The organism is Anaerolineae bacterium (assembly GCA_025062375.1).
Lineage (GTDB): Bacteria > Chloroflexota > Anaerolineae > SpSt-600 > SpSt-600 > SpSt-600.
In genome coordinates this window covers 21,951-48,245 of the sequence record JANXAG010000009.1, presented here as the reverse complement: position 1 = coordinate 48,245, position 26,295 = coordinate 21,951, and the positions used below count along the sequence as shown (strand labels likewise).

Here is a 26,295-nt window from a genome sequence, read left to right as displayed (position 1 = left end):
GCGACGGCGGGCTTTGTAATTGCCGTTCAGGTAGTGGCAATCGCCTGGATGGCACCCAGCGATAAGGATACCATCGGCTCCTTCCAGGAAAGCCCTCAAGACATAGATGGGGTCCAGTGCTCCCGTGCACATGAGCCTTATTATCCTTATGTTGGGTGGATACTGAATCCTGGAAGTCCCAGCCAGGTCGGCCCCGGCGTAAGCACACCAGTTGCAGAGAAACCCAACGATGCGAGGCTCAAACTCCATGAGCTTCCTCAGAGTTCTCTGACGTCCAGAACTTCCAGAATCTGGCTGCGAATGGCGTTCAGGAGTTTGTCCTTGTTTACGTCTTCAACTTTAATGGTGACGATCCGGTTTGTGGGGTCCTCGCCCTTAAAGGTGCCCAGCGCTATGATGTTCCCCCCAAGCTCAGCGATGGTTCCAGTGAGGGAGGCCAGGACCCCCTTAGCTTCGGGGACCAACAGGGTAAGGCGCAGCCCCCTTTCGCGAGCTCCCAGAAGCTCCAGGAAAACTTTGAAGATGTCGGTTTCCGTGATGATTCCTACAAGCTGTTCCCCTCTCATTACCGGGAGCGCCCCAATTTTGTTGTCCACCATTATCCTGGCAGCCTCTTCTAAGGGCGTAAATTCGGTAACGGTTATAACGTTGCGGGTCATCACATCGCCGACGGTGAGTTTTGCCAGGAGGTATTGGAGTTCGTAGACGTTGAGGGCTTTAGCCGAAGAGGGGGAAGCGTAAAGCAGGTCCTTTTCCGCCACAATGCCCACCAGCCGGTCGTTCTCGTCAAGGACCGGAAGGCGGCGTATTTTCTCCCTCCGCATTATCTGCAGAGCCTCATGGATTGTAACATCGGGCCTGATGGTTATTGGATGACGGCTCATTCGGTCGCGAACCAGCATGTAACACCTCCTTCCTTAGCGTATATCCAGAACTTTTATCCCTTCCTGAGAGACAGCCTCTTCCAGGGCCTCTTTTGAAATGCCTGAGACCTTAATTGTTACGGTGCGGGTGGTAAGGTCCTCTCCCCAGAATTGCCCCAGGCTTACAATGTTACCCCCTCTGGCCGCAATGGCTTTCGTTATAGAGGCCAGAACCCCTTTCCTTTCCGGAACCATGAGGGTTATGCGAAGCCCTTCCTCTCTGGCAGCCATCATTTCGGTGAAAACTTTGAAGATGTCCGATTCTGTGATTATCCCCACCAGCTCTCCACCCCTGGTCACAGGAAGCCCTCCGATTTTGTTGTCGGCCATGAGGCGGGCAGCTTCCTCTATAGGTGCGTTCTCATCTATGGTGATGACGGGGGATCTCATGATCTCCCGGACCTTGAGTTTGGAAAGCATGTAGTGCATCTCCTGAATGGAAAGGGTCGTGGCCGGGGAGGGCGAAGCATAGAGAAGGTCCCGCTCGGTAACTATACCCACAAGCTTCTTGCCTTCCACCACCGGGAGACGACGGATTCTGTTTTCCCGCATGATGCGGAGGGCATCCTGAATGGAGGTTTCAGGGCCTATGGTTATCACTGGCTTGTTCATCCTTTCCTTTACAAGCATGGGTTTACCTCCTTGAATTAGCTTGCTAAGGCCGCATCCACCACGGCCATCAGCGCTCTTTTGTCAAAAGCTCTCATCTGGGTAGCTCCGTTGGGGCAAACCATAGCACATATTCCGCAACCCCGGCAGAGTTCTTCCTGAACTCTGGCTACTCTCACCTCGTAATCCATAAATCTGGCCTTATAGGGACAGGCTAAAACGCATATCTCACATGCACTGCACAGCCTTTCATTAACGGTAGCAATGGTCTCAGGAAGGCCACGCATCTGGCGGAGGTAAAGGGCGGCTTTGAGAGCCACTCCCCTGGCCTGCCCAATGGTCTCTTCCATAAGGTGGGGCCCCTGGGCAAGCCCGCAGACGAAAATGCCCGGCTCTGAAAGTTCAAGGGGGCGCATTTTGGTGTGCTCTTCAGCGAAGAAACCGAACTCATCAAGTTTGACCCCCAGCTTCTCCGCCAGCGAGGCGTTGTCACCAGGTTCTATCCCCACACTGAGGACCAGCCAGTCCACTTCCAGCTTTATTTCCCCGGCAGTGGGCTCCTTGAGGCTCACCAGAAGCTTATCTTCACCCTCGGGCTTTACCTCTGGTTTATTGTCAGGAGTGTAAGGGATGAAGATGACCCCCTTTTCCCTGGCTCTGGTGTAAAGTTCCTCGTATTGTCCGAAGGTCACAACATCGCGGTAGAAGACGCAAATTTCAGCATCAGGGTTGGCCTCTTTGAGGATAAGAGCGTTCTTCACAGCATTGTAACAGCACACACGGCTGCAGTAGGGGTGGGAATCATCCCGGGAGCCCACACATTGAATCATGGCCACACGCCCGAAGGAAGTGGTGGATTCTTTAAGGAGTTTTTCCAGCTCAAGCTGGGTAATGACCTTCGGGTGGGAACCCCTCAGGTATTGAGTGGTTTGAGCTTCCTTGCCACCCGTGGCCACCACTATGGCTCCACAGAGGATTGTCTCAGAGCTGGGGGAAAGTTCCACAAGGTAGCTGTTCCCGGCCTTCACCGCCCGCGCCACCTCAGAATTCAGGTGCAGGGTTATAAGGGGATTGGATTTCACCTTTTCCACCAGAGTTTCAAGGGTCGCGGCGGGGTCAATACCGTCCAGCACAACCCTCGGAAGCCGCAGGAGGCCTCCCGGCTCCGCTTCCTTCTCCACCAGGTCTACCCTGTATCCGAGCTGGGCCAGGGAAAGAGCAGCGGTCATACCCGCAAGCCCCGCTCCAACAACTACCACTCTCTCTTCGGGAGCGAAGGAGTTAAGGGAAACTTTGGACAGAAGCCGGGGGTAGAGGTAAAGGAGCCTGGCGAGAGCCATCCCAATGATAGCTTTGGCCCGGCGGGTGGCGTTTTCTCTATCTCCTCGAAGGGGAGCCACTGCTTCCTCAAAGAGGGGGACAATCTCATATGGGCCAAGGGTTCCGAGCTTCTGGTGCACTTCCAGGGTGGGGCGAAGGCCACATGGGGCTACTACTATACGGTTCAGGCCTTCGGCCCTGGCTCTCTCTATTAATCTCTCCCAGCCATTAGAGGAGCTTTCCAGAACATGCAGAGAGGCTCCATAGGTAGAATAGGCAAAGGCTCTGAGGGCTTCAAGGTCCAGCTCATCACCCAGTTCGGGGCAAGAGAAGATGAAAACTCCAGGGCGCGGTTCTGCTTCAATGAGGTCGGGATAAGATGGGAGAATGGGGTAAGGTGACGAGATGGGCTGAGAGAAGAGAGAGCGGGCGTGGAAAGCTGCCGCAGCTGCATCCACCACGGTATCGGGTATGTCCATCGGGCGACGGGCTGCTCCGGCCACAAAGACACCCTCACGGCTGGTCTTTAAGGGTTCATCGGGCCGGGTCAGCGGGAACCCCCACCTATCCAGCTTAATTCCCAGCCTGTCAAGCCCTCTGGGAGCCTCAAATCCCACCGCCAGGACCACCAGGTCAAAGGTTTCCTCTCGGATTTTTCCGTCCTCGGCCACATAGCGGATGAGGAGGTCCTTCTCGGGGTGGCGCTCAAATACCCCCGAGATCATGCTCCGGATGTAGCGAACTCCTGGGGTTTCCTGAACCCGGCGGATATACTGGTCGTAGACCTTGCCGATGGGCCTTATGTCCATGTAGAAGACAGCGATTTCAAGGTTGGGGTTGCGCCTCCTGGCCAGAGTGACCTGCTTGGCTGTATACATGCAGCAGACCGAAGAACAATAACCATTGCCGATAGCGGGGTCACGGGAGCCCACACAGTGGATGAAAGCGATTTTCCTGGCAGGTTTCCCATCGGAAGGACGCACTACCTGGCCGTGGGTGGAGCCGGAGAAACTGACCATTCGCTCGAACTCAAGGCTGGTAAGCACATTGGGGAAAATCCCGTGGCCGAATTCAGCCCTCCTCTGGGGGTCAAAGGGTTCGTAACCAGCAGCTATGACCACTGAGGCAACGCTAAGTTCCGAAGTTCTGGGCTTCATGTCAAGGTCAATGGCTGCGGTGGGGCAAACCTCAACGCACCTCCCGCAGCGGGTGCAATAGTTCATGTCTATGACGTAAGTGGGAGGAATTGCCCTGAGGTGGGGTCTGTATATGGCCTTCAGAGGTGAAATTCTTCCCTCGTATGGATGAGGTCGCTCCTCGGGGCAAACTTCAGCGCAGCGGTTGCAGAGGATGCACTTTTCTTCGTAGACATAGCGAGGTTTGTGGAGGATTCTGGCGGTGAAAGCCCCAGCCTGGCCCTCAAGGGCTTCTACTTCGGCATAGGGTATAAGGTGTATGTTGGGGTGCCTGGCGCTTTCAAAAGTGGGGCAGAACCGTGGGGACAAATATGGTTCAAGGTAGCAAAGGCCGCAGGAATCCGTTGGGAACGTGTAATCCAGGAGGTGGAGGGAGCCTCCTATTCCTGGCTCCTTATCCAGGAGGTAAACCTCAACCCCCGTTTCAGCCAGAAGCAGAGCTGTCTCCATGCCGGCTATCCCGGCTCCGATAACGAGAACCCTGTTGTGGTTTACCGCGCTCATGACCTCCTCCATTGCTGTTATGTGGTGAACTCTTCAAGCAAGCGCTTTGAATGCTCTAAAACGAATTGGGCATTTTTAAGGGCTTCTTCCGCATCAAATTTTGAAAAAATCAAATCAGGCGGCAAAGCCATCTCTTCGTCCCTGTAGAGGCTGAGCTCCCGATCTTTGCGCAGCCCACGGGATATGTAAGAAAGCTTATCAGTCTGGACCTGAAACCAGCTGGGAAATCGGCTCCGATGCTCCATCAGGAAGAAGCTTACATCATGAACCCGCAGGACTTCCAATCCCAGAAGGCGTAGAACTCCCTTTAAGGCCGGCTCAACGCTTTCCTGAGACCTGCGAACTGCTAAATGCCACAGCCCATCATCGTAAGCCAAGCGGGCCTGTTTAAGGGAATGTTCCGCTGTTCTAATGTAGCTCTGGGCCATCTCCTTCGTGGTCATAATTCCAGAGTTTCTCCCCATTTCAGGTCCGGCTTTAGCTCCCAATACCAGACCTTATCTTTCCAAATTCTCCAGGCTCCCAGTTCTTTCAGTCTGCTGCAAAGGCGTTCCAGCACTCCTTCAAAGAACCCCCCTTTTTCAAGGTATAGAGGGGAAAATCTGAGAGCCTCCTCAGGAGTTTTGATCCTGGTGGAATGCCGATGCAGAGCTGCCAGGGTGGATGAGAACTCTTTCTCTTCAATTTCTACAAGGATGCGGTTGCGTTCCCGCCGCGATTCGGGCAAGCTCTCTGCAATGATGAGCAAATCAATATCGGAGTTGGTGGTATGGTTCCCGCGAGCTACGGAACCGTAAAGCACCACAGAGACCAGTCGCTCTCCAAAGTAGCGCTGGAGGGCCTCTGCATATTGCCTAGCGAGCTCCAAAGGGTTGAAATCTATCATTTTCAGCCGCTTTTGTGCGCTACTATTGTAATAACAAAAGGTCTGGCCGTCAACAATTACCACTCAATACACTTCTCCCAGAGGCACTGCACGGTCCAAAAGTTCAACGCCTTCCTTGCTCCTGACCTTTAGCCTTTCCATAGTCTCAAGGGAGTATAGCCCCACCAGAAGCTTGATTTTACCCTCATAGTCCTGTGGTACTGTTAATGGATGCGAATCAACTATTATCTCCTTCGGTGACCAGACGGAAGTTGGATACAGACCTGAACGGGGCGGGCTATCATGCTGGGCTATCAATTCCCCTTTCTCGTTCAAAGCGTGAACGAAAACGTGATAGTTAAATTCCACAGGTTTCTCCGCCTTCCAGTAAAGGGTTACAGTAATAGTTCCCCCTGCCCTGACAGGCTCACCATGAAGGGTGTAGCCTAACAATCGGATCATTTCATCGCCGAAAACGGCTTCCAGCTTTCTTTCAGGCTCATCCGTGGGTCCCCTTCGGGTCCCCACCGTTATCCAGGTAATTTCAGCCTTGTTTTCTCTGGAACCCTCCGGCCTGTCAAGTCTCGGCACAGGTTGAGCATTGTGTCCCTGAAGCACAAAGAGGGTGAGCGGAGCTGTTACTTGCTCTACATCCTCTTCTATGTGCAGGCGGTATTCGTCTTTCACAATCATCCCATGTTTCCATAGGGGCACAGGATAGCGCCTGAATAGGAACGATTCTGCCGTAGGAATGACGCATTCACCGGTAAAAGTATAGGCCGTAACTTTGACCCGGTAAGCTACTGACGAGGGGACATCAAGTTTCCAGTAAAGGGTAAGCTTCAAAGAATCCCCTGGTTTAAACTTTTTCAACGGGAGCTCGTAGCCGATGAGGCGCAAGCCACCCTCAAACGGTATATCAATTCGGTTCCGAAGGCTAATATCTGCGGGTAAAAATTGAGGGGGCAAGTAAACCGGTAAGATCAAAGCCACAAGGGCGTAAATGGTTAAAGACGTCCCTGCACCGGTAACCAGCAGGGAAAGAACCTGGTCTCTTTTACTTAACCAGTAACGCCAACCAGCTATGAAGGCCACGGCCACAACCGAAACGGCTGGGAAAAGAAAACGCCCTTGCCAACCTGATGAATTCGCGATCCTGTTGTAGTTGAGGAAAGAGACCAGCAATCCCGCCCACGATAACCCAATTATCCAGGCTTCTGGTTTGTTCAGCAAGCCCTTGAGCTTCATTATTATCCCTGCAGCGGCTACTACATGCGCAATAAAAATGGCGAGGAAAATCCAGTCGAGCATAGGCAAAGTTAGCCATCCAAAGTAACCCCAACTGCTTTTGAAGGTTTGCTCAAACATGGGACGCAACAGCCGGATAAGCTCTGAGATTCCCAAGGGGCTTTCGTAGTAATTACGGGCAAGGGTTACCCTTAGCATGTTGAGCCCGGTTAAATCCCCATAGAGTTTCAGGTTCCGCACAAACCACCACCCGCTCAGAAGCGCGGGGACTGAAATTAAAATAGCCAGAATCTGCATTCTGGATCGTGCGGAAAGGCGACGCCAGCTCAAGATGAAAGCGAGGATAAGGGCAGGGAGCATGGCCACAGCTGTGAGTTTGGCAAGAACAGCCAGAGATATAGCAATAGCTGAGAAAAGGGCATTAATAACCGTGGGTCTATGGTAAAAGTTCAAAGCAGAAAAAACCAGCAGTGTTCCTGCCAGGGTAGCAAGGACATCATTGGTAACATAGCTGTGCAGGTAAATGAACTGCGGATTTAACCCCACATAAGCTACGCAGGCCACTGCCGCCCATTCGGAGCCCAAAAGTCTACGTCCTGCAAGGTAAATTATTCTCAGGCTGACCAAACCCAGCGCCAGAGAAATAAACCTCGCAACATGCCAGGCTAAATGGTCGCCGCGCCATGGAAACGAATGTTCCGGCCCTTTGATAAAATGTGTGGCTTTCCACCCCCAGTCAAATAAAGGGTTACGGTAAAGGCGCAGATTGCCATCTATGAAGGGACTTGTTAAAGCTGCTACAAGGACGTAGTAAGCGGGGGGATGATGTGCAGCAACCGTCTCATTTTCTTCATACTTTGGCTTGAGGACGGGGAGTTTCTGTTCGAGAGCCACGTAGCGAACATAAGTGAAATGCCCCGGTTCATCAGGGGCTTCTCCCAGGGGGAAAATCACAGCAAAAGTAACTCCCATTACGAGGTATAACGTTAGAACGAAAACCAAAAGTTTCTTCGGAGTGATTGGCCCCATTGTTAGCTCTACCCCACCACTTTTTCCACCATCGCCAGATACTGGACTGGCGTGAAGTTGCGCACACGAGAAGCTTTGTTAGGACATACCATGGCACAAGCTCCACAGCCCTGGCAGAGAGCAACGTTCACTGTAGCGATGCCTCTCCAGGGATGGAGAGCTCGGGCTCCATACGGGCAGGCTTCCACGCACAGGCTGCAACCTGAACAAAGGTCCTCTATTACGTAAGCCACCGTTGGCTCCTGCACCAGCTCCCGCTGAGCGAAAAGCCCCAACACCTTGGCGGCTGCACCAGAAGCCTGGGCCACCGTTTCCGGAATATCCTTGGGGAACTGGGCAGCCCCGGCAATGAAAACTCCTGCCGTCAAGCTTTCCACCGGACGAAGCTTCGGGTGAGCTTCCTGGAAAAAGCCGAAGGCATCAGTGGAGACCTTTAGTTTCTTCGCCAGCTCCTCCGCCCCCGGCGAAGCCACCGCTGCGCTGGCCAGAATGGCCAGATCCACCTCTGCCTCCACTGGCCTCCCCGAAAGGGTATCCACACCCCGCACAAAAACCCTGCCACCTTCCTGGTAAACCCTAGCCACTTTACCCCGAATGTAAAGCACACCATAGTCCATTATGGCTCTCTGGACAAACTCTTCATAGTTTTTCCCCTGGGAGCGAATGTCTATGTAGAAAACCAGAGCCTGCCCATCGGGAACCCTCTGTTTGAAGAGAGAGGCCTGCTTGGCAACATACATGCAACATATCTTGGAACAGTAAGGCCTGTGGCGCTGGGGGTCCCGAGAGCCCGCACACTGAACGAAAGCCACGCTCTTTACTTCTCTCCCATCAGAAGGACGATGCAGTCCATCCTTCAGCATCCGTTCAAACTCCAGGGCGCTGATCACATCAGGATAGCGGCCTCCACCGTATTCCCCAAGAGCCTGAAGGGGATAGAGGTCAAAGCCCGTAGCCACCACTATTGCCCCCACATCAAAGGCCCTTTCCCCGGAAGGGGTATCCACCTTGACAGTGAAGTTCCCCACATATCCCCCAACCTCTTTCACTTCCGATTGAGTCAAGAGGGTGATACCGGGGTGCTCAGTTGCGGCCTTAACCTTCTGCTCCAGAAAGCCATCGGGAGCTTCAAAGTTTATGTATAAACCCGAAAGGCGGCGCATCTTCCCCCCGAGCTCCTTTTCCCGCTCCACCAGCACCACCGGATACCCGGCGTTAGCAATGTCTAAGGCGGCTGTGATGCCGGCGATACCTCCACCGATGACCAGAGCCTTTTTGATAACGGGAATGCCAAGAGGAACAAGGGCTTCGTCGTAACGAACTTTTTCAATAATGGTGCGGATGATTTCAATTGCTTTGCGGGTAGCTTCCTTCGGATAATCCCTGTGGGGCCAGCTTACCTGCTCCCGGATGTTAGCTATTTCAGTGCGATATGGATTGACCCCCGCCGAAGCCGCCGCCCTGCGGAAGGTAACTTCGTGCATGGATGGAGAACAGGCGGCTACTACAATCCCATCCAGTTTGTATTCTTCAGCCGCTTTCTGAATCAGATTCTGGCCCGGATCAGAGCACATGTATTTGTAATCGGTGACGAAAACCACTTCCGGAAGCCTGCCAATTTCCTCCGCTACTTGCTTTACATCAACCACTCCGGCTATGTTAAACCCGCAGTGGCAGATGAAAACCCCTATGCGAGCCATCTTTCTCTACCTCAACTCCATTGTGAAAAGAGAGCCAGCACTTTGCCTGCCGCCCCACTGGCCTGGGATACGGTCTCCGGTATATCCTTGGGGCCTGTGCCAGCCCCAGCCAGGAAAATCCCTGGGCGGCCACTTTCCAGCGGGGCAAGGTTTCCATCGGCTTCTACCAGAAAGCCATGCTGGTCCACCTTTATCCCCAGTTTCTCAGCTAATTCCGTGGTGGTAGGGCGTGGGATCATAGCCACAGCCAGAACTACTAAATCGGCAGCTACTTCCACCTGCCTGCCCGAGAGGGTATCCGCACCCCGCACTATGATTTTATCGTTTTCGCGGTAGATGCGAGCTACCTTCCCCCGAATGTAAAGGACTTGGTCCTCCATCACCGCCCGGTGGATGAACTCCTCATAGCCTTTCCCTGCCGAGCGTATATCTATGTAGAAGACAATGGCTTGACCATCGTGGACCCGGTGTTTGAAGAGCATGGCGTGCTTTGCGGTGTACATGCAGCATATCTTAGAGCAATAAGGCTTATGGCGCTCGGGATCGCGGGAGCCGGCGCATTGGACAAAAACCACCACCTTTGGCTCTTTCCCGTCAGAAGGGCGCACAACTTTTCCCCCCGTGGGGCCTGATGCTGAGAGAAGCCTCTCAAAGGCCAGAGAATCTATTACGTCCGGTATGGTCCCGGCCCCGTATTCCCCGAGCTCCGAAAGGGGTAAAAGCTCGTAACCGGTGGCTATGACTATAGCCCCTGCTTCTTCTTCAAAAGTTTTCTCCTTCTGGCTATAATCAATGGCCCCGACGGGGCAAAAGCGCTCGCACACCCGACACTTGCCCTGAGTGAAATAAAGGCAATTTTCAGCGTCTATAACCGGCTTATTGGGGACAGCCTGAGGGGACAGGGTGTAGATGGCCTTGCGTTTGCCTATTCCCCTCTCAAAATCGGTGGAAACCACCCTTTTGGGGCACTTCTCCTGACACACCCCACAACCGGTGCAGAGGTCCCAGTCCACATAAGCCGGATAACGGCGGATGCGCACTTTGAAATTCCCGAGCTCGCCTTCAATTGATTCAACCTCTGAGTAAGTGTACAACTTAATCCTGGGGTGGCGACCCACTTCCACAGTGCGAGGGGTGAGGATGCACTGGGAGCAGTCCAGCGTGGGAAAAGTTTCGGAAAGCTGAAGCATATGTCCCCCAATGGACGGGAGCCTTTCCACCAGGATTACTTCATAACCAGCATTGGCAATGTCCAGGGCAGCCTGTATCCCAGCTATGCCTGCTCCTACTATCAAAGCCCGCTTAATGGGCATGGTTTGATTCTCCCTTTTCTCTTGACCAGGGCGACATCCCTACAACGCAAACAGACGTTCCCTGTCCGCAGCTTTGGCATTCAAATTGAATCGTTGTATGCTCAATCCCGAACCTGGCGGTCAGAAGGTGTTTCAGTTCCTCCATAATGCTCTGAGCCTGGCTGAGGGCCTGGTCAGCCAGGACCACATGAGCGCTTAGGGCCACGAACCCGGGACTGATGGTCCAAACATGTAGATCGTGCACCTCCTGCACTCCCTCCACTTGAAGCATAGCCTCGGCCACCTGGGAAGCTCTGATGCCCGCCGGCATCCCTTCAATAAGGATTGGCACTGTTTCTTTCAGCAGCCTTCCAGATCCTGCCAGGATGATCAACACAATGAACACACTGATGAGGGGATCCACCCAGAACCACCTGGTGAAGAAAATGATCGCTCCAGCGGCGATAACACCAATAGAGGAAAGGGTATCGCCCAGGACGTGAAGGAAAGCGCTGCGGACGTTAAGGTCGTGGTGGTCGTGGCGCCGAAGGATGAGGATTACCAGAAGGTTAATGCCAAAACCTATCAATGCCACCACAAGCATGGGGCCTGCCAGTATATTCTCCGGATGGAGGAACCGTTCCCAGGCTTCGCGCAAAATACCGAAGGCCACCAGGACCAGGGTGGCTCCGTTTACCAGTGCGGCCAGCACCTGCACCCGGTGAAACCCATAAGTGTAACGGTCGTCAGGAGGCAGTGAAGCCAATCGCAGGGCGAGGTAGCTGAAACCCAGTGCCAGAATATCAAAAAAGACATGAGCAGCATCGGAAAGCAAAGCCAGGCTTCTGGTCCACAGCCCTCCTGCAACCTCAGTGGCCAGAATCACGCTGGTCAGGATAAGGGCCCAGGCAAGGCGCTGTTTAGCCTGATTCATTCCACAACCCCTTTGCCCTGAGCAGGGGCCTTGGGTCAACGTAATGCTTATCCAGTTCATAATGGTTGGGGTCAAGGCCAAGGGCTAAAGCCAAAAGCTGGGTGAAATAAAGCACAGGCATGGGCCTGAAGCCCCCCCTAGTTACCATCAGGTCCTTTTGCCACCGATCCAGGTTAAATTGACACAGCGGGCAATTGGTTGCAATAACCTCGGCCCCTGCCCGGAAGGCAGAAGATATAATCCTGTAACTCATCTCCATAGCCACTTCAGGCTTGATAGCCACCAGATAATTACCACAGCATTCCACTTTCCCGCCCCACAGGATAGGCTCAGCTCCCAAGGAAGCCATGAGGTCGTCAAGGGCATGAGGGTTTTCGGGGTCATCGTAGGCTACTTCGGCCGGAGGGCGAAGGACCATGCACCCATAATAACAGGCCACCCTCAAACCTGCGAGGCCCTTCTTTACTTCCCACTTTACTCTTTCAAATCCAACCTCATCTCTGATGATTTGAAGCACATCCAGCACTTCCACCTGGCCCTGGTAATCGGCTTCAAGGAAATAATTGAGCCTCTCCCGCTTCTCCTGGTCCAGGCGAAGCACCCGGTTTGTCCGCTTAAGGACGTTGTAACAGGTGGTGCAAGCGGTGGTGAGTTTCTCCCCCCGGGCAGAAGCAGCTACGAGGATTCTGGCCGGGCCTGCCAGATCCAGCAAATTGTCCACAAGGAGGGGAAAAGAGGCCCCACAACAGTTCCAATCGGGAAGCTCCTCCAGTTCAACCCCCAGGACAGCCATCGCCTCGCGGACTGAGCGGTCAAACCCTTTGCCCTTGGTGTTAAGGGTGCATCCCGGAAAATAGCTGACTTTCACGAACCCTCCTCCATTTGCGCGGTTTCGGGAGCAAACTCCAGAAGGGTTCTGCGCCGGTTCTAAGGACAGTCATCGGGAAAACTCCTAAAGGGTATATTTTCTGAAGCCCGCGATTATTGCCTGCTGAGGAAAAGAATCCAGTTCTTCTTCGGGAATTTGATTGTATTTGAGGCGTTCTCCATCCCTTTCCATCGCCAGTTCCCTCAGGGCTTCCATAATCCTTGATAGGTCCACCCCTTTGGGACAACGGGCGTAACAGGCCTGGCAAGCCGCGCAGAACCAGATAGTGGCCGATTTAAGGACATCTTCAACCTGGCCCAGCTGGAGAAGACGAATAACCTGACTTGGCAGGAGATCCATGGCGAAAGCAGCAGGGCACCCGGCTGAACATTCTCCGCACTGATAACAGGCCAGAAGATCCTGGCCGCTCAGCTCCTCAACCCTCCTGGCCAGTGGATTGAGGAAAATTTTCTCCAGAGAAATTACCGCTCCCATATCCTCAACCTCAAAGAAACCTCCTCCTGGCGCGCTACCAAATATTACCTCAGCTCAGTTTTTTTGTCAACGGTTTTTGAAGGTTCTGCAGGCTCATTTGCGGGTTTGCCTTTTTCCAGAAGTTGCCCTATCATTCAATCAGTGCAAACTGTTGAGGAAAGGCGCTATGGGCGCGCTCCTGGCGATAGACATAGGCAATACCAAGATAACTGTCGGCCTGTGGGAAGGGGAGAAACTGGCCTCTCATTGGTGCATATCCACTCAGCATCACCGAACCGCAGATGAATACGCCATCCTTATCCTCTCCCTCTTCTCCCAGGCTGGTCGCTCCCCCCAAGAGGTGGAAGGTCTGGTCATTTCCAGTGTGGTCCCGCCCATAACTTCAACTTTTGAAGAGATAAGTCGCCGTTATTTCAACCTCACTCCTCTGGTAGTGCGAGCAGGGGTTAAAACAGGGGTTCGGATCCGCTACGAAAACCCCAGAGAAGTGGGAGCTGACCGGGTGGCCAATGCTGCTGCTGTCTTCCGTCTTTACGGTGGCCCTGCCTGCGTGGTGGATTTCAGCACTGCTACCATCTTTGACGCTATTTCCAAAGAAGGGGATTATCTGGGAGGCGCTATTGCTCCCGGTATCGCCATAGCCGCGGAAGCCCTTTTCCTCCACGCAGCTAAATTGCCCAGAGTTGAGCTGGAACGCCCCCCAAAAGCCATAGGCACTAACACCACCCACAGCATCCAGTCGGGCTTAATTTTCGGGTATGCGGGGCTTGTGGAAGGAATGGTAGCCCGCTTCCGGGAAGAACTGGGGCCTGATATGAAGGTTATTGCCACCGGTTCTCACGCGCCCCTGATCGCCCGGGAGACCAAGGTTATCCAGGTAGTAGACCCGTGGCTTACCCTGAAAGGGCTTCGGATTATCTATGAGTTGAATCGGAAATGAAGCGCTGGCTCTCTTTAGTTTTTCTGATCCTTTTGCTGGGTTTTCTCGCCTGGCTCCTCAAAGGTTTACCAGCTCCCACCCTCCCCTCAGAAGTTCCCGGCCTTTCCAGCGTGAGGTTTTACGACCGGAAAGGACGGCTCCTTTACGAAGCCCCCGGGCCTTATAGTGGTAAATACTCACCTTTGCCTCTGGAAGAAATACCCCTTTTCATCCGCCAGGCCACCATCGCTACTGAAGACGCATCTTTTTACTCCAATCCTGGCTTTGACCCCAAAGGAGTGCTGAGGGCTATCATCGCCAACATAAGAGGGCGGGATATTATAATGGGGGGAAGCACTATTACCCAGCAGGTGGTGCGAAACTTCATCTTGACTCCCGAAGAAAGATACGAAAGGACCCTCCGCCGTAAGCTCCGGGAGGTATTCCTGGCCTGGCTTTTAACCAGGCGTTATGCCAAGGATGAGATCCTTTCCTACTACCTCAACCACGTTTATTACGGTAACTTTGCTTATGGAATCCAGGCCGCCGCTGAAGCCTACTTTGGCAAAAAGGTTAGAGAGCTCTCTCTGGCGGAGGGAGCGTTGCTGGCAGGCTTACCGCAGTGCCCATCGGCCTGTAATCCTCTGCAGAATCCGGAGGGGGCAAAAGCCAGGCTCAAAGTCGTGCTGGATTTGATGGTGAAAAACGGATTCATTACCCGGGAAGAAGCTCAGCTCGCCCTGAACGAAGAATTGCGATTTGCTCCAGTCCCTTTCCCAATCCAGGCTCCCCATTTTGTCTTCTTCGTTCAGGAAAAACTGGAGCATCTGCCTCTTCCTCCTACCTCCGGAACCCTCCATGTGTATACCACCCTTGACCTGGATCTCCAGCGCGAGGCAGAGGAAGTTATCAGAAGGCACCTGGAACGCCTGACCGATGAAAGACCTCCTCATAACGTTAAGAACGCCGCGCTCGTGACCCTTGACCCCTTTACCGGTGAAATTCTGGCGATGGTTGGGAGTCCGAACTTCTTTGATTCTTCCATAAGCGGTGCAGTGAACATGGCTCTCGTTCCGCGTCAGCCAGGTTCAGCCTTTAAGCCTTTCACCTATGCTGTAGCTTTAGCCGAAGGTTACACTCCTGCCACCATGCTTCTGGATGTCCCCACAACTTTCCTCACTGCTGAAGGCAGGCCTTACACGCCTGTAAACTACGACCGTCAGTTTCACGGCCCCGTTTCCCTGAGAGAAGCTCTCGGCTCATCCCTCAACGTGCCAGCCGTCCGGGTCATCCACGAGATAGGGGTGGAAAAGGTTTTGAAGTTAGCAAGAGAGCTGGGCATCACCACCTTAAAGGATGCAGAGCGATATGGCTTATCCTTAACTCTGGGCGGAGGAGAAGTTTCCCTGCTGGAGCTTACCGCCGCCTATGCCGCTTTTGCCAACGGTGGCTACAGGGTTATGCCTTTCGCTCTTGTCAGAATAGAAGACTCCACGGGCAAAACCCTTTGGGAAGCTGAACCCCGCCCAGGCCTTCGCGTTTTAGATGAAAGGATAGCCTATCTTATAACACACATCCTTTCAGACGATGAAGCCCGGGCCATAGGCTTCGGCCGGGGAAGCGTTCTTAACCTTAGCCACCCCGCCGCCGTAAAGACCGGCACCACGACCGATTGGCGCGATAACTGGACCATAGGCTACACCACAAGGCTGGTAACGGGGGTGTGGGTGGGCAATGCGGATCATTCCCCTATGTATGAAGTCAGCGGAATAACGGGAGCTGCGCCCATATGGCACGATTTCATGGAAAAAGTTCACCGAAACATTCCTTCCCGGAATTTTCCGAGGCCCCATGGGATAGTGGAGGTGGAAGTCTGTTCTCTTTCAGGAAAGCGGCCATCCTCTCACTGTCCCCATCGCCGCAAAGAGCTTTTTATCTCCGGGACTGAACCCACTGAAACCTGCTCTTTACACCAGCTCGTGCGGATTGATCTCCTTACAGGCCTTCCTGCTTTGCCTTCCACACCACCGGAGAGGGTGATGGAAAAAGTGGTAATCGTTTTTCCTCCCGAGGCCCATGCCTGGGCAAGGGAGCAGGGGCTTCCTGTATTCCACCAAAAGTCAGCAGAAGAGGGGCCCATCTTAATCGTGAATCCGCGACCCAATTCCCGCTATCGTCTGGTAAGCTCAGTTCCTGTGGAAGAGCAGAGGGCTGAGATCCTCGTGGAAACAGCGCTCCTGCTGGATAAAGTTGAGATAGTAATTGATGGGGTAAGGGTTGCCTCTCTCGAAAGCCCGCCGTATCGCTTTATGTGGCCCCTGCAAGAGGGGAAACACCGGCTCTGGGCCCTGGGGTATCTGGGGGGTAAGGTTCTAAAGAGCCAGGAAATAGAGTTTGAAGTTATCCCACCACCTCCTCGAAAACCCTGAGGAAATTGCCCCCCATGATTTTTTCCACCTGGTCTTCACTGTAACCTCTTTTCAGAAGGCCATCGGCAATGCGGGGAAAACAGGTGGCATCCTCAAGCCCCTTGGGGGGAGGATCGGTGAAACCATCAAAATCTGAACCTAATCCTGCGCAGTCTACCCCCCCAACTTTAACGATATGTTCAATGTGGTCCAAGACGTCTTCAAGGGTGGCTTTTTCAGGCCTCGGGGTAAGGAAACGAGGCACAAAATTTATTCCTATCACCCCACCTTTTTCAGCAATGGCCCTAATCTGAGCATCGGTCAGGTTGCGGTGGTGAGGGCAGAGGGCATAAGCGTTAGAGTGCGATGCCACCACAGGGTGCTTGCTCAATTTAAGGACTTGGGCTACCCCTTTGGGAGCAAGATGACTCACATCGATGACTATGCCCAGACGGTTTAGCTCTCTTACCAGCTCCACGCCGTAGGGGGTAAGCCCTTCATCAAGTCCCTCCTCGGTAACTCCATCGGCAGCCTTGTTGCGGCGGCTCCAGGCAATCCCCAACATCCTTAACCCGAGACGATATAGCATCTTTAACACGGAAAAATCCTCTTCCAGACCTTCAGCTCCTTCCATGGAGAGGATAATGGTGAGCTTCCCCTCCTCTTTCGCCCTCTTTATGTCCGCCGCTTTAGTGGCCAGAATAACCTGTCCGTTGCTTTCTTCTATGGATTTGAACAATATATCCATGAGGTGAAGGGTGTAACGCAGGGGCCCTGAAGAGAGCTCATCGGTTGGAATGAAGAGGGCCAGAACCTGAGCGCTCACTCCCCCCTCCATAAGCCTCGGAATGTCTGAATGGCCCTTGTTGCTCCTTTTGAGGATATTGATGGAGCTCACGAAAGCCCTGTGGAGGAGGTCATTGTGGGCATCAAAAATCAAAAACCCTTTTCCCACGCTTCCACCCTCAAACCGCAAATCGTAACACAGGATAACACAACCCCTTGGTTTCCGCAAAACTTCCAAATTCAGGAGCAAATTCCAGAGGATGGACAACCAAGACACGCGGGAGTTCACCGACCTGGGGGATAACTTGACGGTTTTTGTTATATTTGATATAATGCTATCAAGCCGGGCGAGGCATAGACGGGGCTAAAATGGCAGAGGCCCACGCGTTAAAGGTAAAGCTACATCGTTGTATAGCCGAGCGAGTGAATACAAAGGAAATAGCCTTACTCAGTTGGGCTATCCTCCTGATGTGTGCGTCTGAGGGAACCCAAATTTTCCCCCTGGCCCTTTCGTGGAAAGGGATAAGAAACCCCCCAGCATTAGTTAAAGATCCCGCGCTGAATTTCAACCTTTGCTCTTTTCCTCCTGCCGATGCGTGGGATGGGCGGGTTTTGATTTGGCAATTCAGAAATTATATTGCATAATAGTGGCAGTTTAGCGACTTTTACAAAGGAGGGCTTCTATGAGTTCCAGAGTTAACATCGCCGATGAACTGGCTGCTCGGGGCATTACTCGCCGCGAATTTATGAAGTTCTGCACGGTTATGGCTGGAATATTAGCTCTCCCGGCAGACCAGGCCCCTAAGATTGCCCAGGCATTAGAAAGTGCCCGCCGACCATCTGTTATCTGGCTGGAATTTCAAGATTGTGCGGGCTGCACTGAGTCCCTCCTGCGCGCTAACCGACCCACCGTCGCTGAACTGGTGCTGGATATTATCTCCCTGAACTACCATGAAACGGTCATGGCTCCCTCAGGCCACGCCGCTGAAAAGTCCCTCCACGATACTATTCGGGAAGGCGGATACATTACGGTCGTGGAAGGCTCCATCCCAGTCAAAGATGACGGGGTATACTGCTGCATTGCCGGGCGATCAGCGCTGGAAATTCTAAAAGAAGCAGCAGCAAACACAGCAGCTATCATCACCGTAGGAGCCTGCGCTTTCTACGGCGGCTGGCCAGCGACACCTCCTAATCCCACCGGAGCTAAGGGTGTAAAAGACATCATTTCCGGAGTGCCCATCGTCAACTTGCCGGGGTGCCCTATGAACGCGGATAACCTGACGGCTACAATAGTTCACTATTTGACCTTCAAAGAACTGCCTGCTTTGGACGATTTGGGACGGCCTCTCTTCGCCTATGGCCGCCGCATCCACGATAACTGCGAGCGACGCGGCCACTTTGATGCTGGAGAATTTGTAGAAGCTTGGGGCGATGAGGGCCACCGCAACGGCTGGTGCCTCTACAAGATGGGCTGCAAAGGGCCTGTAGCTTTCCAGAACTGTCCTTCCATCCGGTGGAATGAAGGAACCAGCTGGCCGGTGGGCGCAGGCCACGGCTGTATTGCCTGTGCTGCTCCTAACTTCTGGGAGATGCCTGCCTACGAGCCCGTTCCTATCCACGTCCTGACGCCACCGACAGCCTATCCTGAAGTAAAGCCTGTCGTAGAAATATCCCCAACTGCGGCAGGAGCTATTGGTGCTGCCGTGGGAGTAGCGGCCGGCGTGGCCGGAACTGTTGCACTCTACCAGCTGACAAAGAAGAAAGAGGAGGAGTCCCATGGCTCAGAAAATAGTGATTGATCCTATCACCCGTATTGAAGGCCACCTGCGCATTGAGGCTCGCGTGGAAGACGGCCGCGTCACCGAAGCATGGGCTTCCGGCACAATGTTCCGGGGACTGGAAATCATTATGAAAGGCCGTGACCCACGCGAAGCCTGGCTGATGGCTCAACGGATATGAGGGGTCTGAACGACGGTGCACGCCCTCGCTTCCGTGCGAAGCGTAGAAAATGCCCTTGGAATATGGATTCCGGATAACGCCCGCATTATCCGGAACCTGATCGCTGGAATTCAGTATGTTCAGGACCACGTCATTCACTTTTACCATCTCCATGCCCTGGATTGGGTGGATATTACCAGCGCCCTCAAAGCTGATCCAGACAAGACAGCCCAGCTGGCACAGTCCATTTCTGATTGGCCCAACTCCAGCCCCGACTATTTCCGAACAATCAAAGAAAAGCTGGATGCTTTTGTGCGAAGCGGCCAGCTGGGTCTCTTCGCCAACGGTTACTGGGGCCACCCCGCTTACCGTCTGCCGCCCGAAGCCAACCTGATGGCTGTGGCCCATTACCTGGAAGCACTGGACTGGCAGCGGGACGTTATCCGGGCCCATGCTATACTGGGAGGAAAGAACCCCCATCCGCAAACTTACCTGGTGGGCGGCATGGCAATCCCGGTGGACCCCGACAGCGAAACTGCACTGAATGCCGATAAATTGGCTTTTCTGAAGAAACTCTTCACCAAAGCCCTCACCTTCGTCCAGCAGGTCTATATCCCCGACCTCCTGGCTATCGCTTCTTTCTACAAGGACGAATGGACGAAACTCGGTGAAGGGTTGGGCAACTTCCTGTCCTACGGCGAGTATCCCGACAGAGCAGGGAACTTCTTCCTCCCTTCAGGCGTTATCCTCAACCGGGATCTGAGCAGGGTCTACCCGCTGGACCAGCAGAAGGTCGCCGAATATGTGACGCACTCCTGGTATCAGTACACCGAAGGGGACACTGTCGCCAAACATCCCTGGGAGGGGGAGACCATCCCCAACTACACTGGTCCCAAGCCGCCTTACGAATACCTCAACACCGACGGCAAATACTCCTGGCTCAAGGCCCCACGGTATGATGGAAAAGCTATGGAAGTTGGCCCGCTGGCCCGAATGCTGATCGCTTACGCCTCTGGCCACAAGCGCGTAAAGGAACTGGTGGACAGTGTCCTTACGCAACTGGGGGTAGGGCCTGAGGCTCTCTTCTCCACCCTGGGCCGGACAGCGGCGCGCGGCATTGAAACTCTAGTTATCGCTGAGCAATTAAATGCGTGGGTTGACGAACTCGCCGATAACATCAGCCGGGGTGACCTTCAGATCCACAACGGGGAAAAGTGGGATCCTGCCACCTGGCCTAAGGAAGCGCAGGGGTGGGGGCCTCACGAGGCGCCGCGCGGATCCCTGGGCCACTGGGTGCGCATCGTAAACGGCAAGATAGCCAATTACCAGGCAGTCGTGCCTTCTACCTGGAACGCATCCCCACGAGACGCCCAAGGGCAGCCTGGGGCTTATGAAGCCTCACTGGTGGGAACCCCCGTAGTTGACCCGGAGCGGCCCATAGAGATTCTGCGCACCATCCATTCCTTTGACCCGTGCATGGCCTGCGCCGTCCACGTGACGGATGCCCAGGGCCGGGAGGTAACCCGGATCCGCCTGAATGACTGGGCCTGTCCATGAAGACTCTGGTCTTAGGTTTAGGTAACCTCCTCCTGAGCGACGACGGGTTCGGGGTTCACGTAGTCCACCTCTTGCGGGAACGGTATCAGTTCCCGCAGGAGGTGGAAATCCTGGATGGCGGAACGCTGGCGTTGGACCTTTTACCTTACGTGGAAAAAGCGGACCGATTACTTATCGTGGATGCTGTTCAGATAGGAGCTCCCCCGGGCACAGTGGTTCGTTTGGAAGGAGAAGAAATTCCAGCTGTTCTAAGCCTGAAGTACTCTTCACACCAGATGGGATTGAGCGACCTCCTGGCAACGGCTCGTTTCCTGGATCGCTATCCTTCCGAACTGGTCCTCTGGGGAGTTCAGCCCGCTTCCCTGGAAGTAGGGCTGGAACTCACCCCGATCGTCGCCGCTCAGATGGAAACGGTGATCCGGAACATTTTGGCCGAGTTAGAACGCTGGGGAATTCAACCCGCTGAGGGAGGTGAAAAATGAGCGGAACCATGACCCGTCGGGAATTCTTGGGCCTCTCAGCTCTGGGTCTGGGTGCCTTGCTAACAAATCCACGCTCCGAGACGGTATCAACTTCAGCGGTCTCTCCCGAGCGCTTAGCAATTCTCTTTGATCCATTGAAATGCGTCGGCTGCCGGGCTTGCCAAATGGCCTGCAAACGGTGGAACAAGCTCCCCCCAGAAAGCACAGACCCCATGAGGATTTATGAGTCCCCTTTGGGCCTTTCAGCTATCACCTGGAATATCATCAAATTAAAGCGGACAGAAAAAGGGTGGCACTTTTTCAATTATCAGTGCATGCATTGCACTAACGCCGCATGCGTAATCGTTTGCCCAACAAGTGCGCTCTCACATGACCCGCTGGGATTTGTTTCCTTAGATCGGGATAAGTGCAACGGTTGTGGCTACTGCACTCAGTTCTGCCCCTATGGTGTTCCGCATCTTCAGGTTGTAAATGTATTCACCGGAAGAGCAAAATCCGCCAAATGCACTTTCTGTCAGGACCGTATCTGGAGGGGCATTGGTGGGCCATCCTGTGCGGAAATTTGCCCGGTGGGCGCCCTGAACTGGGGCAAACGGGTAGAATTGCTGGAAAAAGCTCGGGCACGGGTGGCCGAGTTACAGGCTCAGGGGATAAATGCCCGCCTCTACGGGGAAAAAGAGGCAGGTGGGCTGCACCGGCTTAGCATTCTGCTGGATGAACCAGAACAATATGGATTGCCCTCTGTTCCACGCACACCGGAGCTTGCCTCCATCTGGCAGAAGCTGATCCAGCCCCTGGGAGAAGTAGCCTTTGGAGCCGCCATTTTGGGGATAGTGGTCGTTTTCCTCATTGCCCGCCGTTATATCCGAATGGAGGAAGTGAAATGAGCGTTCAAATCAAAGGTAAGCCCGATATTATCACCATTCAGTGGATTCCCAAATACACCCTTATGGAGAGAATAGTCCACTGGGTTCACACCGCAGCCTTTGTACCCCTGGCCATTACCGGGATGATCATGTATTTTCCCTTCCTCCAGCCACTGGCTCAGGGAGAAGCAGGCATATTTATTCGCCTCGTCCACAGAATTGCGGCGGTCTTTTTTGGCCTCGTGCCCATTGTCTATGCTATCTTGCAGCCCCGCCGCTTCATAATGCTTGTCCGGGACTTCTTACCAGAAAAAGAGGACATAGGCTGGCTGAAGGGAGCTATACCTTATTATCTTTTCGGCAGGCATGAGGCCATGCCCCCTCAGGGCCGATTCAACGCCGGCGAGAAACTCTTCGGGCTGGTGACAATGATAACATGGGCAATATTTGGGGTAACCGGTTTGACGATGTGGTTTGGGAAAGGGTTTGTTTCTCCCAGCATCTTCCAGTTGGCAGTGGTGCTTCATGACCTGGCAATGATTTTATCCGTGAGCATGTTGATGGTTCACCTTTATCTGGCAGTAGCACATCCTTTGATGTGGGGTGCTTTGGTAAGCATGCGCTTTGGGGTAACCTCAGCAGATTACGCTGCTGAACACCATGCCAAGTGGTTCTATGGACCCAGGCGAGCGATGGAAATCTGGGAAGCTAAGAAACGGGGTAAGCATTAATAGGGGAAGGAGGATTAAAAATGGCCAGGATTCTGGTAGTGGACGATGATCCGGACTTTATAAAGCTGACGCAACGGATTCTAAAATCCAAGGGCCATGAAGTCCTTACGGCTGCCAGCGGAAGAGAGGCGCTCCGGGTGATGCGGAGGGAAAAACCAGACTTGGTCCTCCTTGACATCATGATGTCTTACATCCTGGACGGGCTTGACGTCAGCCGTGAGATGGCCAAAGACCCAGAGTTAAAAGATATTCCGGTTATTATGGTAACATCGCTCACCGGAGCGCGTGCTCAGGGGGTGGTCCCTGCGGGCGAGTACGCCCCAGCGGATGAGTGGATCCACAAACCAATTGACCCGGATAAATTGCTGGCGTTGATAGAGGAAAAGCTGAAAAAGTAGCCCTATCTGGTGTTCTGGTGAACGCAAAGAGCGCCAGGCATCACCTGAAGCTTGGCGCTCTTTTAATGGCCAAAATTTCTCAGCTCTCGGAGGCAGGTAGCCGGAACACGAAACTGCTGCCGCGTCCCAATTCCGAGTTCACTGTAATATTTCCGCCATGCGCTTCTACAATGGACTTGACCAACGGGAGCCCCAATCCTGTCCCGCGAGGTGCAATTTTCTTAGCCTGAGGGGTACGGTAAAATTCCTCAAAAATGCGATCCAGATCTTGAGGTGCAATGCCGATACCAGTGTCTTCCACTGTTCCAATAGCCCACCCATCCCGCTCTTCCAGTATTACTCGTATCTGCCCTCCAGGCAACGTGTATTTTACTGCGTTAGATATGAGGTTACTCCAAACCTGAGCCATCTGGTCTGGATCAGCTTGGACTATCGGACGCTGGCGGATTTCCAGAACGCACTTAATACCTTTGGCCTCAGCCTCAGCTTTGAAGAGAGGGAATACTTTCTCCAGGACTTCTGCCAGAGAGACCGACTCCCGTTTTTCTAACCCTTTTTCGCTTTTCGCTGCCGCCAACTTGAGTAAATCATCCACCAGATTTAGCAAGTCCTGCGTCCTCTGGACAGCACGTTCCAGCACTTCTTTCCACTCATCAGGTGGGATGTATCCTTTGATAATGGCTAAAAGGAAACTCTGGAGAGCATTTAAGGGCGCCCGAAGCTCATGGGCCACTGTAAACATAAACATGGTTTTGAAACGGTCCAACCGCTCAAGCTCCTCTTTAGCTCGCGCCAGTTCACGCGCCTCCTCTTCAAGTTTCCGCAGGCGCTTTGCCTCCAGAGAAAGCCGGCGCCGCTCCAGGCCCTGGGCTACCGTTAACCGCAGCACATCACCGGAAAAGGGCTTGGAGAGAAAATCATAAGCTCCAGCCTTGATAGCATGGACCGCCAGTTCTATAGTAGCATACCCGGTGATGATTATGCATATAACGTCGGGGTCCTTTTCCAGCATAGGCTTTAAAAGGTCAATGCCACGCATATCAGGCAGGAATATATCAATTAAGACCAGATCAAAACTGCCCTCTAAGAAACGTCGTAGCCCTTCCTGGCCTGTAGCGGCGGTCTCTACGATGTAACCTTCTGGTTCCAGAGCTCTCTGACAGCCTGCCCGAATGCCCTCCTCATCGTCTATAACCAGAATACGCGGAGGCTCATTCATCTTTCATCACCTTAACCGATGATCTCCTCTGAAGCCGGGATAGCGCGTTCCATTTTACCCATCCACTTTTCTGGCAAAGTAATGGTAAAAGTCGTCCCCTTGCCCACCTGGCTCTGGACAGAAATTTGCCCACGATGCATTTTAATTATGCCATAAACTATGGAAAGGCCTAAACCCGTGCCTTTTCCTGGAGGCTTTGTGGTGAAGAAAGGGGTGAAAAGCTTGCTCATGTTTTCTTCAGGGATGCCGCATCCGGTATCAGAAATAGAAATTTCTACCTGTCCGTCTAATGCTCGCGTAGTGATAGTGATGGTGCCCGGCCCATTTATGGCCTCTGCAGCGTTTGTAAGGAGGTTAATGAACACTTGCTGCAGTTGAGCGGGATCTGCCTGAATAATGCGGACTTTTGGATCGTAGCACCGGACTATTTCTACTTCGGCAAAAATGGGCTGGTGCCGGAGATTCTCCACCACCTGGTCCAGAAGAGCATGCAAGTTAGTGTCCTGAGCTAAGATTTCCTGCTGGCGAGCGAAGTTAAGAAGGCCGGCAACTATTTTTTTAGCCCTGTCAGCCTCTTGCAAAATCATCTTCACATCTTCCTGATGGTGGTCATCGGGCGGAAGCTCCCGTTGAAGTGCATCGGCAAAGAGCATAATGGTGCCCAGAGGGTTATTTAACTCATGAGCCACGCCAGCGGCCAGTTGACCCATAGAAGCCAACTTCTCTTTGTGGAGCAATTCCTGCTGGGTGCGGTGGAGTGTTTCAGCCATAACATTGAACGAATGACCCAATGCCGCTAATTCGCCATTTCCGTGGATCTTAACCCGGACAGACATATCCCCTGACGCCAGACGGCGGTGCGCTACTACTAATTCAGTAATTGGCAAAGTAAAGAGGTAACTGATAGGGAAGGCTATAACTACCGCCAGCAGGATACAAATGATGGCTATCAGCGCAACCCGCTGGTTAAATTTTTGCACCAGCGCCTGAAAGTTAGCCTCTCGCGCGCCCACATACAGACTACCAACCACATTGCCCATATGGTCCCGCAGTGGTTCATAACGAGTTATATACCATTCTTTCACAACAAAGGCACGCCCAACGTACTCCCGTCCTTCCTCCAAAACAACTTTACGGACAGCTTGAGAAATACGGGTGCCAATAGCACGTCGCCCCTCTTCATCAGTCACATTGGTAGAAACCCGCAGGTCACCCAAAAAGATAGTGACAGTATCTATCCCGGCAACCTCTTTGATCCGGTCCACCAAAGTATAGTCGTTATTGAACATGTAAGCCGAAAGAATTGCGCCAATGAGTTGCCCCGACTTGTCTCTGAGCGGAGAAATTCCCACCAGGGCCAATCCCGCTGTTCCTTCGCGAGGGTCAAAGGGCTCCGGGGCGGCTAATGGGGTTTCCAGCAATGGTATATAAGCCTGCTTATCTAATCCTACCTGAGCCAGGACTTCCGCAGGAATAATCTCAGTAGAAGCCAGAGGCTTGCCTTTTTCCAGCACAGTGCGGACTATAGGAAGGTCACCAAAGTAGCCATCAGTCAGAGGGGGAGAGATCTCTCCATCAGGCCAGAGGACTTTCCCGGTCACCAGGTTTCCCTTGGTATCCAGGATGGCAATAAGATGAGTGCCACCCAGAGCCAGCACTATGATTTTATTGGTAATCTGCCGGTCAATGATCTGGATCGCTTCAGGATCTCCTTTAGCTGCAGCTGCGAAGTTTTCCACCACCCAAGGGTCCAGCGCCAGTCGGTGGCTGATAGCAGCAATCTCGTCCAGTTTGAGCTGATATAGAGTCTCGGCCAATTTCATATCCCGTGCTATCCTTTCCGCCTCAGCAGAGACCAAATACTCATGGATCACCCAGGAAACAACCAGGGCGTTCAATCCTACCGTCAACGCCGCCACGAGCGCAAAGGAAATAGTCAAAGTTGTCCGCAACCGTCCACCTAAGAGCCGCAAGAAAATTTCCCTCATTTTCCACCCCTTTCTGCCAA

22 protein-coding genes and 1 pseudogene are annotated in these 26,295 nt (G+C 53.3%); 8 read left to right on the top strand and 15 right to left on the bottom strand.

What is annotated here, in order from left to right:
- The 12 genes from NZ653_04270 to NZ653_04215 form a co-directional block, all read right to left on the bottom strand.
- On the bottom strand, positions 1-249 hold a 249-nt coding region (locus tag NZ653_04270), incomplete at its 3' end, for a hydrogenase iron-sulfur subunit (protein MCS7286332.1).
- Between the two features lie 8 nt (positions 250-257).
- The gene (locus NZ653_04265; protein ID MCS7286331.1) at positions 258-902 is read right to left on the bottom strand and encodes a CBS and ACT domain-containing protein; all 645 of its coding nucleotides are present in this window, start codon (positions 900-902) and stop codon (positions 258-260) included.
- Between the two features lie 15 nt (positions 903-917).
- A complete protein-coding gene (locus tag NZ653_04260; protein MCS7286330.1) occupies positions 918-1,553 on the bottom strand; it encodes a CBS and ACT domain-containing protein in 636 nt (211 codons plus the stop codon).
- A 17-nt stretch (positions 1,554-1,570) separates the two neighbouring features.
- Positions 1,571-4,552: an FAD-dependent oxidoreductase gene (locus NZ653_04255; GenBank protein MCS7286329.1), complete on the bottom strand. Its 2,982-nt coding sequence runs from the start codon at positions 4,550-4,552 to the stop codon at positions 1,571-1,573.
- Between the two features lie 17 nt (positions 4,553-4,569).
- Positions 4,570-4,995 carry a HEPN domain-containing protein gene (locus NZ653_04250; GenBank protein ID MCS7286328.1) on the bottom strand — a complete coding sequence of 142 codons (426 nt, stop codon included), beginning with the start codon at positions 4,993-4,995 and terminating at the stop codon, positions 4,570-4,572.
- Positions 4,992-5,438, bottom strand: a complete 447-nt coding sequence (locus NZ653_04245) for a nucleotidyltransferase domain-containing protein (protein MCS7286327.1) — start codon at positions 5,436-5,438, stop codon at positions 4,992-4,994. Before NZ653_04245 ends, NZ653_04250 begins: the two co-directional genes overlap by 4 nt.
- A 63-nt stretch (positions 5,439-5,501) precedes the next feature.
- Positions 5,502-7,694 carry a glycosyltransferase family 39 protein gene (locus NZ653_04240; protein ID MCS7286326.1) on the bottom strand — a complete coding sequence of 731 codons (2,193 nt, stop codon included), beginning with the start codon at positions 7,692-7,694 and terminating at the stop codon, positions 5,502-5,504.
- An 8-nt stretch (positions 7,695-7,702) separates the two neighbouring features.
- Positions 7,703-9,394, bottom strand: coding sequence for a CoB--CoM heterodisulfide reductase iron-sulfur subunit A family protein (locus NZ653_04235; GenBank protein ID MCS7286325.1), 1,692 nt, complete (start codon positions 9,392-9,394; stop codon positions 7,703-7,705).
- Between the two features lie 11 nt (positions 9,395-9,405).
- Positions 9,406-10,707 (bottom strand): CoB--CoM heterodisulfide reductase iron-sulfur subunit A family protein, encoded by a 1,302-nt coding sequence (locus NZ653_04230; protein MCS7286324.1) that lies wholly within the window; start codon positions 10,705-10,707, stop codon positions 9,406-9,408.
- Complete coding sequence (locus NZ653_04225; GenBank protein ID MCS7286323.1) at positions 10,697-11,620, bottom strand: cation diffusion facilitator family transporter; 924 nt, start codon at positions 11,618-11,620, stop codon at positions 10,697-10,699. The genes NZ653_04230 and NZ653_04225 overlap by 11 nt, the downstream gene beginning before the upstream one ends.
- A complete protein-coding gene (locus NZ653_04220) occupies positions 11,607-12,488 on the bottom strand; it encodes a CoB--CoM heterodisulfide reductase iron-sulfur subunit B family protein (protein MCS7286322.1) in 882 nt (293 codons plus the stop codon). Before NZ653_04220 ends, NZ653_04225 begins: the two co-directional genes overlap by 14 nt.
- Before the next feature lie 84 nt (positions 12,489-12,572).
- Positions 12,573-12,983 carry a 4Fe-4S dicluster domain-containing protein gene (locus tag NZ653_04215; protein MCS7286321.1) on the bottom strand — a complete coding sequence of 137 codons (411 nt, stop codon included), beginning with the start codon at positions 12,981-12,983 and terminating at the stop codon, positions 12,573-12,575.
- Positions 12,984-13,149: 166 nt separating this feature from the next.
- Here NZ653_04215 and NZ653_04210 point away from each other — a divergent pair, with 166 nt between their 5' ends.
- Both NZ653_04210 and pbpC read left to right on the top strand, forming a co-directional pair.
- On the top strand, positions 13,150-13,923 hold the full coding sequence (locus NZ653_04210; protein ID MCS7286320.1) for a type III pantothenate kinase: 774 nt from the start codon (positions 13,150-13,152) through the stop codon (positions 13,921-13,923).
- Entirely contained in the window at positions 13,920-16,331 is a 2,412-nt protein-coding gene (pbpC, locus tag NZ653_04205; GenBank protein MCS7286319.1) for a penicillin-binding protein 1C, read from the top strand. Before NZ653_04210 ends, pbpC begins: the two co-directional genes overlap by 4 nt.
- Here the strand turns inward: pbpC and NZ653_04200 are convergent.
- Complete coding sequence (locus NZ653_04200; protein MCS7286318.1) at positions 16,303-17,373, bottom strand: dipeptidase; 1,071 nt, start codon at positions 17,371-17,373, stop codon at positions 16,303-16,305. The genes pbpC and NZ653_04200 overlap by 29 nt on opposite strands.
- Before the next feature lie 406 nt (positions 17,374-17,779).
- Here NZ653_04200 and NZ653_04195 point away from each other — a divergent pair, with 406 nt between their 5' ends.
- The 6 genes and pseudogenes from NZ653_04195 to NZ653_04170 all read left to right on the top strand — a co-directional run bounded on the left by NZ653_04195 (position 17,780) and on the right by NZ653_04170 (position 23,068).
- The gene (locus tag NZ653_04195) at positions 17,780-18,895 is read left to right on the top strand and encodes a hydrogenase small subunit (protein MCS7286317.1); all 1,116 of its coding nucleotides are present in this window, start codon (positions 17,780-17,782) and stop codon (positions 18,893-18,895) included.
- A pseudogene (locus NZ653_04190) lies at positions 18,873-20,591 on the top strand (nickel-dependent hydrogenase large subunit). Before NZ653_04195 ends, NZ653_04190 begins: the two are co-directional and overlap by 23 nt.
- The gene (locus NZ653_04185) at positions 20,588-21,073 is read left to right on the top strand and encodes a HyaD/HybD family hydrogenase maturation endopeptidase (GenBank protein MCS7286316.1); all 486 of its coding nucleotides are present in this window, start codon (positions 20,588-20,590) and stop codon (positions 21,071-21,073) included. Before NZ653_04190 ends, NZ653_04185 begins: the two are co-directional and overlap by 4 nt.
- A gap of 8 nt (positions 21,074-21,081) precedes the next feature.
- The gene (locus tag NZ653_04180; GenBank protein ID MCS7286315.1) at positions 21,082-21,960 is read left to right on the top strand and encodes a 4Fe-4S dicluster domain-containing protein; all 879 of its coding nucleotides are present in this window, start codon (positions 21,082-21,084) and stop codon (positions 21,958-21,960) included.
- Positions 21,957-22,670, top strand: coding sequence for a cytochrome b/b6 domain-containing protein (locus NZ653_04175; GenBank protein MCS7286314.1), 714 nt, complete (start codon positions 21,957-21,959; stop codon positions 22,668-22,670). Before NZ653_04180 ends, NZ653_04175 begins: the two co-directional genes overlap by 4 nt.
- A gap of 20 nt (positions 22,671-22,690) precedes the next feature.
- Positions 22,691-23,068: a response regulator gene (locus tag NZ653_04170; GenBank protein MCS7286313.1), complete on the top strand. Its 378-nt coding sequence runs from the start codon at positions 22,691-22,693 to the stop codon at positions 23,066-23,068.
- A gap of 79 nt (positions 23,069-23,147) precedes the next feature.
- Here the strand turns inward: NZ653_04170 and NZ653_04165 are convergent, their stop codons facing one another.
- Together NZ653_04165 and NZ653_04160 are read right to left on the bottom strand one after the other, a co-directional pair.
- Positions 23,148-24,287, bottom strand: a complete 1,140-nt coding sequence (locus NZ653_04165; GenBank protein ID MCS7286312.1) for a hybrid sensor histidine kinase/response regulator — start codon at positions 24,285-24,287, stop codon at positions 23,148-23,150.
- An 11-nt stretch (positions 24,288-24,298) separates the two neighbouring features.
- A complete protein-coding gene (locus tag NZ653_04160; GenBank protein ID MCS7286311.1) occupies positions 24,299-26,275 on the bottom strand; it encodes a cache domain-containing protein in 1,977 nt (658 codons plus the stop codon).
- Between the last annotated feature and the right edge of the window lie 20 nt (positions 26,276-26,295).

Coding starts and splice junctions, on each gene's coding strand:
- NZ653_04265 (MCS7286331.1), bottom strand. CDS start 902: ATGCTGGTTCGCGACCGAATGAGCCGTCATCCAATAACCATCAGGCCC.
- NZ653_04260 (MCS7286330.1), bottom strand. CDS start 1,553: ATGCTTGTAAAGGAAAGGATGAACAAGCCAGTGATAACCATAGGCCCT.
- NZ653_04255 (MCS7286329.1), bottom strand. CDS start 4,552: ATGAGCGCGGTAAACCACAACAGGGTTCTCGTTATCGGAGCCGGGATA.
- NZ653_04250 (MCS7286328.1), bottom strand. CDS start 4,995: ATGACCACGAAGGAGATGGCCCAGAGCTACATTAGAACAGCGGAACAT.
- NZ653_04245 (MCS7286327.1), bottom strand. CDS start 5,438: ATGATAGATTTCAACCCTTTGGAGCTCGCTAGGCAATATGCAGAGGCC.
- NZ653_04240 (MCS7286326.1), bottom strand. CDS start 7,694: ATGGGGCCAATCACTCCGAAGAAACTTTTGGTTTTCGTTCTAACGTTA.
- NZ653_04235 (MCS7286325.1), bottom strand. CDS start 9,394: ATGGCTCGCATAGGGGTTTTCATCTGCCACTGCGGGTTTAACATAGCC.
- NZ653_04230 (MCS7286324.1), bottom strand. CDS start 10,707: ATGCCCATTAAGCGGGCTTTGATAGTAGGAGCAGGCATAGCTGGGATA.
- NZ653_04225 (MCS7286323.1), bottom strand. CDS start 11,620: ATGAATCAGGCTAAACAGCGCCTTGCCTGGGCCCTTATCCTGACCAGC.
- NZ653_04215 (MCS7286321.1), bottom strand. CDS start 12,983: ATGGGAGCGGTAATTTCTCTGGAGAAAATTTTCCTCAATCCACTGGCC.
- NZ653_04210 (MCS7286320.1), top strand. CDS start 13,150: ATGGGCGCGCTCCTGGCGATAGACATAGGCAATACCAAGATAACTGTC.
- pbpC (MCS7286319.1), top strand. CDS start 13,920: ATGAAGCGCTGGCTCTCTTTAGTTTTTCTGATCCTTTTGCTGGGTTTT.
- NZ653_04195 (MCS7286317.1), top strand. CDS start 17,780: ATGAGTTCCAGAGTTAACATCGCCGATGAACTGGCTGCTCGGGGCATT.
- NZ653_04185 (MCS7286316.1), top strand. CDS start 20,588: ATGAAGACTCTGGTCTTAGGTTTAGGTAACCTCCTCCTGAGCGACGAC.
- NZ653_04180 (MCS7286315.1), top strand. CDS start 21,082: ATGACCCGTCGGGAATTCTTGGGCCTCTCAGCTCTGGGTCTGGGTGCC.
- NZ653_04175 (MCS7286314.1), top strand. CDS start 21,957: ATGAGCGTTCAAATCAAAGGTAAGCCCGATATTATCACCATTCAGTGG.
- NZ653_04170 (MCS7286313.1), top strand. CDS start 22,691: ATGGCCAGGATTCTGGTAGTGGACGATGATCCGGACTTTATAAAGCTG.
- NZ653_04165 (MCS7286312.1), bottom strand. CDS start 24,287: ATGAATGAGCCTCCGCGTATTCTGGTTATAGACGATGAGGAGGGCATT.
- NZ653_04160 (MCS7286311.1), bottom strand. CDS start 26,275: ATGAGGGAAATTTTCTTGCGGCTCTTAGGTGGACGGTTGCGGACAACT.